Origin of the sequence: Mesorhizobium sp. NZP2298, from assembly GCF_013170825.1 — a bacterium.
Taxonomy (GTDB): Bacteria; Pseudomonadota; Alphaproteobacteria; order Rhizobiales; family Rhizobiaceae; genus Mesorhizobium.
Genome location: NZ_CP033365.1, coordinates 4,601,872 through 4,615,487, shown reverse-complemented (window position 1 = coordinate 4,615,487; position 13,616 = coordinate 4,601,872). Strand labels below are relative to the sequence as shown.

9 protein-coding genes are annotated in these 13,616 nt (G+C 59.3%); 6 read left to right on the top strand and 3 right to left on the bottom strand.

What is annotated here, in order from left to right; translation table 11 throughout:
• Nucleotides 1–202: 202 nt before the first annotated feature.
• From EB231_RS22400 to EB231_RS22375, 6 genes are all read left to right on the top strand, one after another.
• On the top strand, nucleotides 203–481 hold the full coding sequence (locus tag EB231_RS22400; protein ID WP_172350743.1) for a hypothetical protein: 279 nt from the start codon (nucleotides 203–205) through the stop codon (nucleotides 479–481).
• An 88-nt stretch (nucleotides 482–569) separates the two neighbouring features.
• Nucleotides 570–2,060 (top strand): DNA cytosine methyltransferase, encoded by a 1,491-nt coding sequence (locus EB231_RS22395; protein ID WP_172350742.1) that lies wholly within the window; start codon nucleotides 570–572, stop codon nucleotides 2,058–2,060.
• A 64-nt stretch (nucleotides 2,061–2,124) separates the two neighbouring features.
• On the top strand, nucleotides 2,125–2,589 hold the full coding sequence (locus EB231_RS22390; RefSeq protein WP_206681852.1) for a very short patch repair endonuclease: 465 nt from the start codon (nucleotides 2,125–2,127) through the stop codon (nucleotides 2,587–2,589).
• A 426-nt stretch (nucleotides 2,590–3,015) separates the two neighbouring features.
• Complete coding sequence (locus EB231_RS22385) at nucleotides 3,016–3,573, top strand: T4SS efffector SepA family protein (RefSeq protein WP_172350741.1); 558 nt, start codon at nucleotides 3,016–3,018, stop codon at nucleotides 3,571–3,573.
• A gap of 93 nt (nucleotides 3,574–3,666) precedes the next feature.
• A complete protein-coding gene (locus EB231_RS22380; protein WP_172350740.1) occupies nucleotides 3,667–4,239 on the top strand; it encodes a hypothetical protein in 573 nt (190 codons plus the stop codon).
• A 470-nt stretch (nucleotides 4,240–4,709) separates the two neighbouring features.
• Nucleotides 4,710–6,671, top strand: a complete 1,962-nt coding sequence (locus EB231_RS22375) for an AAA family ATPase (RefSeq protein ID WP_172350739.1) — start codon at nucleotides 4,710–4,712, stop codon at nucleotides 6,669–6,671.
• A gap of 326 nt (nucleotides 6,672–6,997) precedes the next feature.
• Here the strand turns inward: EB231_RS22375 and EB231_RS22370 are convergent, their stop codons facing one another.
• From EB231_RS22370 to EB231_RS22360, 3 genes are all read right to left on the bottom strand, one after another.
• Entirely contained in the window at nucleotides 6,998–9,061 is a 2,064-nt protein-coding gene (locus EB231_RS22370) for a hypothetical protein (RefSeq protein ID WP_172350738.1), read from the bottom strand.
• Between the two features lie 515 nt (nucleotides 9,062–9,576).
• Entirely contained in the window at nucleotides 9,577–11,892 is a 2,316-nt protein-coding gene (locus EB231_RS22365; RefSeq protein WP_172350737.1) for an ATP-binding protein, read from the bottom strand.
• Nucleotides 11,889–13,334: a metallophosphoesterase family protein gene (locus EB231_RS22360; RefSeq protein WP_172350736.1), complete on the bottom strand. Its 1,446-nt coding sequence runs from the start codon at nucleotides 13,332–13,334 to the stop codon at nucleotides 11,889–11,891. Before EB231_RS22360 ends, EB231_RS22365 begins: the two co-directional genes overlap by 4 nt.
• Nucleotides 13,335–13,616 lie beyond the last annotated feature (282 nt).

Here is a 13,616-nt window from a genome sequence, read left to right as displayed (position 1 = left end):
GCCTTATCCCAGCTTTGTTTCGGCTGGACCATAGGCAAAATTGGCAGGAAGTCACAATCCTTGGCGGGCCAGGGCTTCTTGTCCCTCAGAATTGAACGACGATCCGAACTTCACGTTTGGCAATCCGAGCACGGTTTTGCACAGCCGACCCTCGCGCGGGACACAGGAAGTGTTGTAACAGCAGTGAGGTAGGCGAGACCAGATGACCGAAACGATCAATCTCCAGACATCGGATGATGAGGAACTGTTCCGCCTGCGCGCTCGTCTTTATGGGGAGATGAAGCAGCGTAAGCTGCCGATGACTGTTGGCGGATACGCAGAACAGCTGGTCATCCACTACTTCAACTCAACGCGCGGCTTGCCCAAGCTCCAAGAAGCTCGCCGGCGCATCAGAGAAGACCCTGTCTTGCGCTCAGCTATATTTGCCCTCGAAATGATGGTTGGACCCGTTGGCAGCGGGGTTTTGAAACACGTCTGTTGACCTTGAAGCCGTCATCTCCCAACTCTCAGGAACGAGATCGAATCGATGAACCAGACCAAACAGATGGAAAACCCAGCTGAAGGGGCCGATGCCCAGTACTGATCCATCCATTCTGGCCCGGTTAGAGCGGCTCCGCCAAGGCGGTCGTCCCCGCGTTCTCGATCTTTTCTCCGGGTGCGGCGGGCTATCGCTCGGCTTTCACGCCTGCGGCTTCGAGATCGCCGCTGCCGTCGAGCTTGATAGAGACGCCGCGGCTTCCCATTGCGCCAATTTTCATCCCGATCATCCGCGTCATGGACGTCCTCGCGACATCATGAATCTTACTCCCCAGGCGCTAGCAACCGAACTAGGCCTAGGTCCAATTAATGAAGCAGTCGATGTGCTGGTTGGTGGCCCACCTTGCCAAGCTTTCGCACGCGTCGGGCGGTCCAAGCTTCGCGAAGTGGCCGAACATCCCGAAGCGTTCCGGCTAGACCCCCGCGCCCGGCTTTATTTGGAATACCTTCGCTACGTCCAGGCCTTCCGTCCGCTGGTGCTAATGATGGAGAACGTGCCGGATGTATTGAACCATGGTGGCCAGAACGTCGCCGAGGAAACGCGCGAGTTCCTTGAGGAGATCGGCTACGATGTCAAATACACCCTTCTGAACGCTGCATTCTACGGCGTGCCTCAAATGCGCGAGCGAATGGTACTTATTGCCGTCCGGCGCGAACTGAATGCAAAGATCAGTTTCCCCGAACCGACCCACCACATTGAGCTCCCGCCGGGATACGCGGGCAGTCGCCAAGTCGCGCTTAAGTTGCTCAGGGGCGCGCCTATCGATGGGGCGCTGGGCTATGTGCCGGCCAAGCCACCTCACAGGGAACTGACTCCGGCCGTGACAGCGGCCCAGGCGCTCAGCGACCTGCCACTGATCACCGGTCACCTGCGCGGCGAGATCGGACGAAGCGTACGCCGGTTCGACCGTCTGGAGCCTTATCCCGGGAAGCCGCATACCGGCTACGCCAAGCTTATGCGGACGTGGCCGGGCTTCGAAAACGACGAGGGCATCTGCGACCACGTCATCCGCTACCTGCCGCGCGATTGGAAGTTGTTCGGCCGACTCAACCCTGGTGATCAGTATCCTGAGGCCCACGCGGCAGCTGTGCGGATGTTCGACGAAGCCTTGGTGCAGGAAAGGGCCCGCACCGGCGCGGCGCCGAAGACCGGCAGCAAAGCATGGCACGAACTGCGGGCCTCAATAGTACCGCCTTATGACACGGGTAAGTTTCCCAACAAATGGCGCAAAATGGAGCCGGATCTACCAGCCCGGACCCTTATGGCCCATCTTGGCAAGGATAGTTACAGCCATATTCACTATGACAGCGCCCAGTCGCGCACGATCTCCGTGCGCGAGGCCGCGCGCTTGCAGTCCTTCCCAGACGGGTTCATATTTCGCGGTGCTATGAACGCCGCCTTCCGCCAGATCGGTAACGCCGTGCCGCCGCTGCTGTCGCGGGCATTAGCCGAAGAGATAGGCAAGATATTCGCCAGCGCACTCCGGCGTGATCGGCCAAGCCCCAACCGCCGTGCGGCCTGAGCTATTGGCCCGGCGTCAAGCAACCCGCGACGATCCACTTACGGCGGATCAGCGACGGCTAAACATGTCGAGGATACAAGGGCGTGACACTGAACCCGAGATGATCATTCGACGCGGTCTTTATGCACGCGGCTTACGGTACAGACTCCATGACCGAAGCCTGTCCGGCACGCCCGATCTAGTCTTTCCGTCTGCTCGGACTGTAGTCTTCGTCCACGGCTGCTTCTGGCATGGACATGATTGCGCCCTTGGAGTTCAACCCCGATCCAACGCCGCATTTTGGCAAGCTAAAATTGCTCGCAATCAGCAGCGTGATGGACAGGCGATAGATGCTCTCATCTCTTCCGGTTGGCGTGTGGCTACCGTTTGGGAATGTGCTCTCCGAGGTCGCGGTCGACTGCCTCCTGATTCTGTTCTGGAGGCGTTGATACATTTCATAAGGCCAGAGCGTCACCTGCAATCTGTTGAGATCACCAACAACGTCGAGTTATGGGGGCTAAATCGGCCCCCGCACGATGACGGCCTATAGGGTAGTAACTAGCAAAGCGCCAATGGTGCTATGGCGATCTCGGGACTGTGCTAGCTGTCCCACTGCGTTTAATTCTCTGTTTGTTCTATGAAAACCTTTCCGGACGCTATTGCACCCGGAAGATCCTTGCTGGGTGATTAGTGCCCAAAATGGGAAAGTTGTGGATCGCTCTGCAAGAGGCTCCTCGGTCGAGGACACCTGCTTGCTCGGCTGGAAGGCGAGCAAGACCCTATCTTCTCGCAGGTTCTGTTCGCCTCCCCAGCTTTGATCGAATCGATCGCGGATCATCCCGCCTACATGTACCGATTGTGACGGCATGCGGTTACCTTGTATCGCCGAGAGATCCTGCCCATCCTGGACGCGCGCCTCGACCGTGTCTTGGCTCGCCTTACATATCTTATGTACTGCACATAGGAGAAGCCCGTCATGGCACCCTCGGTTGAGCTATCACCGGAGACCTTCAAGCGTCTTCAAGCCCATGCAACCCCTTTGGTCGACACGGTCGAGACAGTCATTGGAAGGATGATCGACGCGTTCGAGGCTACTGCACTGTTGCCCGCCGAAGTCAGCAAGGGTCAAAGCGTTCGTTCGTTCAATCCGAACACTCCACCTGACCTGACTCACACCAACATTCTCGGCGTCACTTTCAATGGTTGCAAGCTAGGCCGTGGAAAGGATAACTGGAACGGGGTAGTGGATGCAGCCGTTCGAGCAGCTGCTGCAACGGCGAGGTCTCACGACGAACTCCGTCGGTTGATTGTAGTGAACTACGTCGAGGGAACCAAGCAGGACGAGGGTTATCGTCCGCTCGCTGACGCAGGTATTTCTGTCCAGGCACAGGATGCGAACGGCGCTTGGCGGGCGGCCTGCCATATTGCGCGACAGCTTGGTTGTGACCTGTCGATTAAGTTTGCCTGGCGGGAGAAAGAGGGAGCGGCGTACCCGGGCATCGCCGGCCAGATGATTGTGGACGCAAATAAGTGACTCTGGAAGGCCCGAGCAACCTAATGATTTTTGGGTCAGGGCGACGAAGCTTGATGACGTTCTCGATGCGGCGATGTGAGGATAACAAAAACAATGAGCGATGAGCGAGTCCTGCCCGACCAGATCGTAACGTATTTGGAGAACTTCAAGCTAACGCCGAAGCAGCGGCAGGCGGAGATCGATGCGTATTGGAAGGTGCAGGCGATGATCGACTCGACGTCTGATACGTTTGTCCGGCGCGTGCACGCGCAAACGCTGGATTTTGTGATCCACGACGGCAACATGAAGCTGACCTATTGCCTCGGGCAGGTCTTCCCGTCAGCCATCGCGGATCAGAAGGCGGCGCGGAAGAAGCTTAGGCCCTTCGCCCTCTTCGTGGCGATTGAACGTATCCTGGCCGGGGCCACGCACACGAGCAACTTCGGCGACTCACACCGCTGGCCGCTGCATACGAGCGGACACTACTCGCTGTCCAGGAAGCTACCCAGAAATGGATCGCTGGCGGAGCTCGCTCTGCCAGCTGACTTATCCGGCGCGTACTATCAGTTTGGCGTCCACACCTTCCGGGTGGGCCTTGTTGTGGAAGAAATCATGCGGATGATCGAGAAACGCTACGGCATCGACTTTGCGATGCTGGAGAAACAGAGAAAGACCTCGACAAAGTGAGACTGCGGAGTCGTTAGAGTTCTCGCTGGTGGCCGAAGGCGACAGGCCGCTACCTCGATTGCTCGACTGTCAGGGAATGGCGCTTTTCGCTGGTTCCTGTCAACGAGTTGTACGGCGGGGGAGCACCGTTAACCGAAATTCAAGCTGAAACGATACCCAGTTGGCCGGCCCGTTGACGCCTTGCTAGTTGTTCACTATGTGTTCCGATCATGATCACGCACCCGCACCTCGACCACATACGCTGAGCGCTCCCGCCGCCACCATCCCGGCGGCCGAGAACGCAAAGCGCATGACCGAGGACTGCACCGTGAGCTACACCTCCAGGAAGCCCGAACTGACGACGAGAAATAGCTCCTGCGCACTCATATGCGCGGCCGTTGGCGCCTGATCGCGCCCCTCTGTCCGTCCTTTCCGATTTTCATGGCCCTGCCGGAACCCTCGGCGACGGCCTCGTTCGACGAGGTGTCGAAATGATCCGCTACGAGACTGTTGAGAAGCCCACCGGAAGCAACCAAACCGCATTCCGACGAAAGCTCTTCCGTTCCCTCCCGCGTTTCCTCGCTTACTGCGCGATCATTCGCTCGTGCCGTCCCCATTGGCAGTTCCAGGATTTCAAACCCATCGTCCTCGGGCTCGTGTTACCCGACGGAGCGGATGTCGTCCTCTACGAAGAAGCGGTGCGCTACGCGGCGCACGGCCCGGCCATCGTGACGCATGGCGGTCTGGACAATACGGAAGTCCTGTTGCGGACCTTCGAAAGGAAGCGATCGACGGATGACCCCGACCTCTGCAATGCGCTGGCAAGGAAGTCGCGCGTGATCCTTATGGTGGACAACGCAGCCGCAGTTCCAGAGACGTTCGGTCTCGCGGCCGACGCGGTGATCGAAGTCGGTCCCGTGCTGCCGCGCCACATCATCGCTGGGGCAAGGCTTTGCCTCGGCTTGTCGGTCACGCCTGAACAGGCCGATTTCATCGCGACGGTGCCCGTGCCGATCATCGGCTCCGCCCTCCGCAAAGGAAGACCCGTGGCGAAAGCCGTCGAGATGATGAAGCGGTCAGTCGCGCCGAAGCCGAAGCAGGTTTCCGGGCCGACATTGGATGACCTCCACGGCCTCGGCGAGGCGGGAGAGTGGGGACGCGAACTGGCGACTGACCTGGCCGACTGGGGGGCTGGCAAGATCGGCTGGCAAGACGTTGATCGGGGCATCTTGCTCAGCGGGCCGCCCGGCACGGGCAAGACAACGTTTGCAGGCGCGCTGGCGCGGACCTGCGACGTCCACCTCGTCCTCGGTTCGCTCGGTCGCTGGCAAGCCAAGGGGCATCTCGGGGACCTGTTGAAGGCCATGCGAGCAGCTTTCGACGAGGCGAGGAAGAACGCGCCGTCGATCATTTTCATCGATGAAATCGACGCCGTGGGCGATCGCGAGAAATTCAGCGACCACAACGCCCAGTACTGCACGGAGGTGGTGGCCGCGCTGCTCGAATGCATTGATGGAGCTGACGGCCGTGAGGGTGTGATCGTGGTCGGTGCTTGTAACCATCCTCACAGGCTCGACGCGGCGCTTATCCGCGCCGGGCGGCTCGACAGGCATGTCCATATCCCGTTGCCGGATCAGCAGGGTCGTGAAGGCATCCTTCGCTGGCACCTGCAGGGCCTGCTTGGCGAGACCGACCTGTCCGGCATTGCCGCGGCGACCGCAGGCTGGAATGGCGCCTCGCTCGAGCAGCTGGTGCGGCAGGGCAGGCGCGTCGCGCGGCGGCAGCGACGGGATTTGACGCTCGGCGACCTATCCGCCGGGCTGCCTGTTTCGGTCGCCATCCCCGAGGAGGTTCGCCGAAGAGCGGCGTTCCACGAGGCCGGACATGCCGTCGTCGCTCTTGTCCTCAACGCAGGGGAGATCGTGTCGGTTTCCGTCGCCAGCACCATTGCGCCGAACGTGTCCGAACTCCAAGACGGCGGCGGGGTGTTCTTCAAGGGACATCCCGTGCGGGAACGCACGCGGACGCAGCTGCTCGACGACATCGCCGTCAGGCTGGGCGGTCTCGTGGCTGAGGAAGTCATGCTGGGAGACCGCTCGGCGGGCGGGGGCGGTGCGCCAGGGTCCGATCTCCACAGCGCGACGCTGTCGGCGCTCACGTTCGAGGCCTCCTACGGCCTCGGCGAGGGTTTCGCCTATCTCGCTTCCGAGGACGAAGACGAACTGTTCAGCGCCCTGCGGCTCGACCGTTACCTGCACGCCCGCGTCGACAAGGTGCTGGCCGATCAGTTCGCCCGGGCGACGAAGATCGTCAAGGGGCATCGGCAGGAGGTCGAGCGGATCGCGGAGGCCGTTCTCATCAAGGGAACGCTGTCGGCGGAGGAGGTCGGGGGTCTCGTCGAACAACAGCCCCGGCTCAAGCTGATCGACGAGCCAGGGAGGAAGGCGCGATAGAACATGACTGACCTCCAACCCGTATCGGGTACGCTGTTGGTCAGCAATGCGCCGCATATCGGTCATTCCGTCAGACTGGACCGCCTGCCAAAGGCGGACATACTGGTGCCTACGCTGAGGTCTCGGTTGCGCCAAGAACAGACTTCCAAGGCCGCCGGTGTGTCGCCCGTCCGGGTGCCAGTCGAACGGTCCGCGATGCCCCCGGGCATCCGCTAGTTAGCGTGGGATTGCAACAAGACTTGAGACACTTTTGGCCGAGTTGAGGTGGGGCACAGCGGGCCCGCCCTTCGTGATGTCTCGCCGTACTCCCACCGACGACTGTTGATTCAGGGGGTGGGCAGGTCGCCTCCTATGCTTTCGATAGACCTTAAAAGGACACCTGACGCGAGCATACCGGTACCGGGGTCGAGCAAGGCGTCGACAACCGCAAAATGGCCATGATCCTCGACCCAACGCATGAAATCATCGAAATCGGCGTCGGTGAGGACGCTAACGAGTTCGTAGTCCGTCACCTCGAAGCCGGCTTCCCTCCAGTTGTTGAGATGGTCTTTTAGGGCCAGAGGGTCCGTCAGAAGTATCACGGCGCCGCCCAGCGCGACAGGATCGCCTGACGACGAATATCTTAGTGAAAGGACCGGCGCATACCACTGCCCCGGCCGGCTGTACGGGGCAACCAAACGCTGCTCGAATTGGCGAACCTGTGCCGACGCTACCTCGCGGCGCTTCTCCCTGGCGCCGAATTGCTCGATCAGTATGGATCGCGGACCAAAGCCTTTCGACTGGTCGGTGTAGCAGAAAGGGTCGCCTGCATCGCTCTTCTCCTTGAACATGATGTTAAGCCTTGCAACGAACTCTTCGGCCTCCCTTTTGGAGAAGCGATGCAAGGTGTTCCGCTGGGTCACGATCTCCGACCCGCCATCCTTCAGAAGAACCTCGACGAGGAATTGGCCGGCAGGGCCGCGGGCAATGCGGCCGCCCCATCCCATGTGCGCGACAGGCCCCGCTCGCAACAGGTTTAGGTTGTCGAACGCCCGCTGCCCGCCATTCACGGCGCGGAACCAGGCGTTGGCATCGAAATTGACGAGTTCTGGGTGCTCTTCGCTGAAAGGCGACTTAGCTCCGCCGATGACACGGTCCACGGGCTTCAAGCACGCGCTATGGACCAATCCGACGACAGGGTTGAGGAAGTGGCCGATTTCCACGAAGGCTGCCAGAGGTTCTGCGACGGTCTGGCCGCAGTGCAGGCAGAGAAGCGGGTGCTCATTCTGTTTAATCGCGTTGCGCAGCCTTTCGCGTTGAGCGATCGCGCAAGGCTCGGCGTCCGGATCGGTGTCGGAGTTGAGTCGCATCATGACGATCGGCTGATCGCCGACCAGTTCCAAGTGCTCGTTTATTAGCCGAGCGATGCCTTGCTCCGTGGCTGCCCGGAGCAAGACTTCGAATTGCAGACCGTTTGGCAGCGTGAACGGAGTGGTGTCAAAATCGAGCCGTTCATCGCAGTTACCGTCGAAGCGGAAGAATTCCATGATGATGTTGCGTCCAACTGGACCAAGCGCTTCATCTATCGTCCTGAGCAGCACCACTTCTCTGCCGCTCGCGGCCTCCATCTCGCCGAGCTCAATCTTGAGAATGTCGTCGGCCGCGGCCTGTGAAAGCTCCGCGACGGGCACCTGAAATCGTTCGAACGTCTTCGAAATTTCCTCGATTGTAATGGTTCGGCGCTGCTTCGCGTACGTTACGCAGTCCGCTACAGCCTTGCCCCAGACTCCGGAGGGAGCGGCGTAGCCCTTGGCTTGCAGGACGAGGATAATAGCCTGCTCGAGTGTATCTTTGGCTTCGACGTCGAGCACCACCACGCCACTCTTTCGAATGATGCGGTCGACCGCAGCTGGGTCGTCCTCGCGGTCGGCGGCATTTCGCAGTTCGGTCAGCGCAATGCGAAGATCCGCTATGATATCTGTCAGGACTTTCGGTTGGTCTCTGAAGAAATCTCCTGCTTGCGAGCTTCGAAAACCCTCTAGCGCGGCACGCAGGTCGAACGTGACCTTCTTCGAGGCTCGACTGCTGGTGACGAGCAGGAAGCGCTCGTTGTTGTCGCCCGCAGCGTCTTGCTGCTCGAACTGCTGGAACACGGACCTCAACTCGCCGGTGGCGAGCGAGAAGTCGACGGTAGCCTTAGCTTGAATGTAGCTGCGAGAACCGTTGCGAAAGAGCAGGTTGAGGTCGTCAATACTCGTCCGAGTCTCGAAGCCGACTTGTGCTATGGAACTGGCCGCCCCGAATTCTGTCTCGATCTCACAGATCGACGAAAGTATCGAGTAGGCCGCAACACGGGCCTGGAAACCCGCCCCTGAAGATACCGAAGCTCCAGCGCCTCCTTGCCCAACCATAGAAACCACCGAATCTCACTGAAGCGATTGTAGTCCGCGAAGCTCACCTCTTTAGGCGTTCGGAAGGCGCGTTACCAGAATCCGCAGCCAAAAGTGCTACCGTGTCACAAATGGTCGGCGCCGACCTAGATGTTACATAGGGAGATGCTGGCCGAGTTACGTCAGTCAGGGGTATACCCCGAGGTGACCGCTTTGCGCCGCATGTCGGCCATAGAGGCAAAATTTTGTCTTCGCCCAGAAGCAGACATCGCGGATGACCATGCTGCAGATCTCAGTCGCACAGGAGCTGACGTCAAGCTTGACCGGGTCGAACGTCCCCTTTGCCGGCTTGGGGGAATTGTTATGGTGGCCCCTTCGTTCGCGGCTTGTAATTGGCGAATACCTCAGATTGCCACGGGCGGCGGTGGTTGCCCTTCCCACTTGGACAGGTCTTCGTTTCTATGCAAGCCCAGGACGGCGGCTCGTTTTGCCTTCGCCGCAATCCCCTGCGTTTCTATCGTCTCCTTCGCTTGGCGCTACGGCACGGTATCGAACCGCACGAAAAACTCCTTTGGGTGGTCGATGATCTGGAACGCCTTCTCCAGCTCCTTCGGCACAGGAACGTAGATGCGGTCGGCAGTGACAATCGTTGTCGTGCGGAACATCGATCCGCCCGTTTCGTGCGCGCCGAGCGGCTCTCTTAATTCAATGTCGTAGTAAAGGCTCAGATCGCCTGTCGCGTCGGTGAAGATGTAAACCACACGGTGTGACCCCCAGATAACTTTCGTGGTGTGCGGATAATGGAGAAACTCACCTTCTCGCTTGTTTAAGCGATCCGACAACCCAAGAAACATCTGGAAATTATTCAACTTCGGATGAGGGTCCGAGACGGTCAGAACCTTCATGTCGCTCTTCACTTCCTCCCTTATTATGGGAGGCGCGGCTTCAAATTCATTGGTCGCGGGCGGAGCTGCTACCGCTTCGGACTCTATGATGCCCGGAAACTCCTGCTCGACGGTCCCCACTTGGTCGCGGCGAACTTCCTGACGCTGGATGGGGGCTCTGCCACCGCCACCGATCGCGCGCACCACCTCCGAAAATTCCACCTTGCCGGCGAGGTAGTCCGCCAAGAGCGACTCCGCTTCCCCGTAATCCGAGTAATCGACGCGGAAGAGCTCCTTGTTCTGCTGTATCCGCCGGAAGAGCGCGTCTCGACCAAGCTTGGTCGACGACGGAACGTGGTCCCTGATCTGCGGATAGAGCTGCTCGCGAACAAAGTCCTGCACGAACGGATCGAAGGCTTCACGCGCCGAATGGTAGAATTCGAGGACGACTTTCACGGCGGGCATGTCGCGGGCAATAGCCACACGCAGCGTATCTCCCTTTACGTCTACCTGGAAGGCGACGCCGTGGCTGATCGTGGCAAACTCGACTTCCACGTCTGGCATCAGGTACTGGTCGAGGAGCACCGCCCGAACGCGAATAAGGAAGACGGTTTCATCGAAGCCCAGCTTGCTCGCTGGTATCCTATCGACAATCGGCTTGTCCGGGACTTCCTGGACTTTGGCAATCTCATTCAAGTAACGCAGCTGCAGTTTGCGGCGCGGGTTCGTCTGGCTGACGTGAAAGAGGTTGGCCTGCTCGCTCGCAAACCTCTTCAAGATCGTGGGGTCACGCTGGCTGTAGAAGAACTTCGATTTGCCCGGCTCATAAGCGGCTACCTGGCTGAGTTTCACGTCCGGTTTTTCCGGAAGAACGGTGATCCTGACGTTGCCGGCAAGCGCGATGCTGCCTTGGCCGAGAATGTACTGCTGAAACTGCTGGTTCTGGTCGGCGTGGTCTGTCGCCGCCAAATCCGCCGATACCGCGGACTCGATGAGATTCAGCATGTTGGTGACGTGCTGGATGCTTTCCCGGCTTAGCGCCTCGCGCCCCGCTGTGGGATGCAGGATGTCAAGATTTACGAAGCCGCCAAAGCCGTACTGGCCTGAGACCGGTATTGGCGCGAGGCCAAACAGGTTTCTGAATCCGATTGTCTGACCGCCCTGCTGGACTAGATAGAGCGCACCCCTCAGCGGGTTTCCGCTCAGGGTCAGATTTGTCAGCCGCACGCGAACGCGAGACTGAGCGTTGACGGCGGTCTGCAGCGTTCCGCCATAATTACCGCCTGACACACTGCGCGTCTTGATGACCTCGAAAGCCGTGTCGCCTCCGCCAAGAGCTTCATCGAAGGTTTCCTGGCTCATCATCGTCTCGTTGACGAACACTGGTACCGGTAGGAAGCGCACGTATTGGCGGAGGTAATCGCAGGTCGATTTCTCATCGATGGCAAACGATGGATCAAGTTCGGCTGTGACTGTCGTGCCAGGGCTGCGTCTGTCCGCTACGCGGTCGAAGGTGATGCACTCCTGCGCGATCTTTAGGTCCTCCCGCCGCGCGCCGCTGACGAGCGTTTCCGTTGCATCGATGTGGCGCGTTTCGACACGCAGCGACGTACACACACCGAAGTTGGCCAGTGCTCCGATGCCAAACGTTCCGATGACACCGGATTTCTGAGCCAATTCGGAACGCTTGCCGCTCGATCCGGCTTTCCAGAAGTTCTGACGCAGGACTTCTTCTGTCATGCCGATGCCGTCATCCTCGACCTTCAGCACGCCGCCCCCGACAGTAATCTGAATGCGGCGCTCCTCGACTTTCAGGTTCTGCGCCGTGCAGCGCATGAGGATGGCGTCGTAGGCGTTTTGTACATTCTCCCGAAGGATCGCCTTCGGAGAGTCGTAAATTTCAGCCGACAGAATCTGGAGGATGCGACTGGTCTCAACATCGAACATAATGCGTCCGGTTGCGGTCATGACAGCCTCCGGGTGTATTTGTTGCGAACCTCGACAAGGGCGGGATCAACAGAATCGATAATGAGAGGTAGGGCCAGGACTTCCGCCAACTTGGCCTTCTCTTTCTCGGCCCACAGCGCGTCCATCAACGTCATCGCCTCGATCTCGCTTGTCGGCGGATCGAAGTAACGGATGACCGACGCCATATCGTCCATGTACCCAAGGCATTCGAGAAGCAGCCTGCGCGCCAGCGGCTCACGGGTGAGATGGGGCACAAGAAGCGCCGCTGCCTCGTCGAACCTTTTTTCGTCAAACAGCTTCTGCGCCTCGATCAAGACGACGGTGCTGGACTCGTGCCGGCTCGGAGGTGCAGGTGGCGGCTCAAACGTGAACTCGCGAAACGTCGAAGCCGTCGCCGGAAGCGGTCGCGGCCCCCAAATCGGCAGCTGCAAGTTGTCATTCTGCATCTCTCTCAAATGCAGCCGGCCTCGCCGGTTCTCCACATCGATCTCTACGACATTGTATGCGCGGCGAAACCCGAACGCTGCACCGCCGCAGAGCGTCCCGGCACTTATCACGGTGATGCGCCGATCAGGACCATGACGAAAACGCGTGTCCAGGAATTCCGGCTTGTGCTGATGGCCGTGAAAACCAAGACTGATTTCACGATCGATGAGATTCTGGACGATATCAGCGTCCATGTAGTCCGACATGGACGGCGAGCCTTCGGTGTTGTGGTGCCATGTCGCAACGCGCAACCGTCCGTCAAACGACCTGTCTCTAAGATGCTGGCCGGCGCTGCCTATACAATCAGGATGTATCGCTCCCTGACGGTTCAGAAGATCGTTGTTGTGGCAGCTGGAAAAGGCGACCACCGTCATTCCGAATGACGGATAGTCGAAGAAATCGATCTGCTTCGACGAATCCGTCGGATAGGTTCGCTTACCCTGATAGAAGTCATTGTAAAACTGAGCGAACGCCTCGAACCGCCGCTCGTACATCGCCGGATCGGAGACTTCGTGAAGCTCAAGATCGGGCCATGACCAGCGCATGCGCGTATCGGGCACAAATAACTGCCCGACTATCTCTCGCTTCCGGTCCGCAGCGATCGGCACCGCCGTGAGGCTGCGCCGAAAGTGATAGTCGCTGACATCGTGATTGCCCGGTATCACGATGACCCGTTCCCTGTCCCCAGCAACAAAGCTCTTCGCCAGCCGGTCGAGAAAATCCCGGGCCTCGTCGTATTGGCGCTCCAGCTTACCCTCCGGATCATCTACGTCGTGACGGACGCCTTGAACAACGTCGCCACTGACGAGAATAAGGTCGGGCGCTCTGATGGGCGTTGCCTCTGAGCCTACGTAGCGCTTCTTGTCGTTCTCAAGAGAATCGAGCAGGGCGTCGTTTCGGATGGGAGATTCCGGGTCGCGGTGCAGATCGGAGATGTGGAGGATGCTGACTGTCACGAACGATGCCCTACTCCGCTTCGTCGGGAAGGTCGCCGCAAGGCATCCGGACCCGGGTCCTTGTAGTCGGATAAGCCATACTGACAACTTGAACAAGTCGTCAGTGGAACGTCTGCTTCGCCCGAATGTCTTCCCAAAGCAGTCTGACGGCTTCCGGCCCCATTTCAGTCGTCCCGATCACAGGCAGGGGCGTGAAATCTCATTCCAAGGGACCAAGCAGTGGGATGCGATTAAGCCACTTCTTGCAAAAGGACCGCCCACGTTAGCCCGCTCCGACCTGTT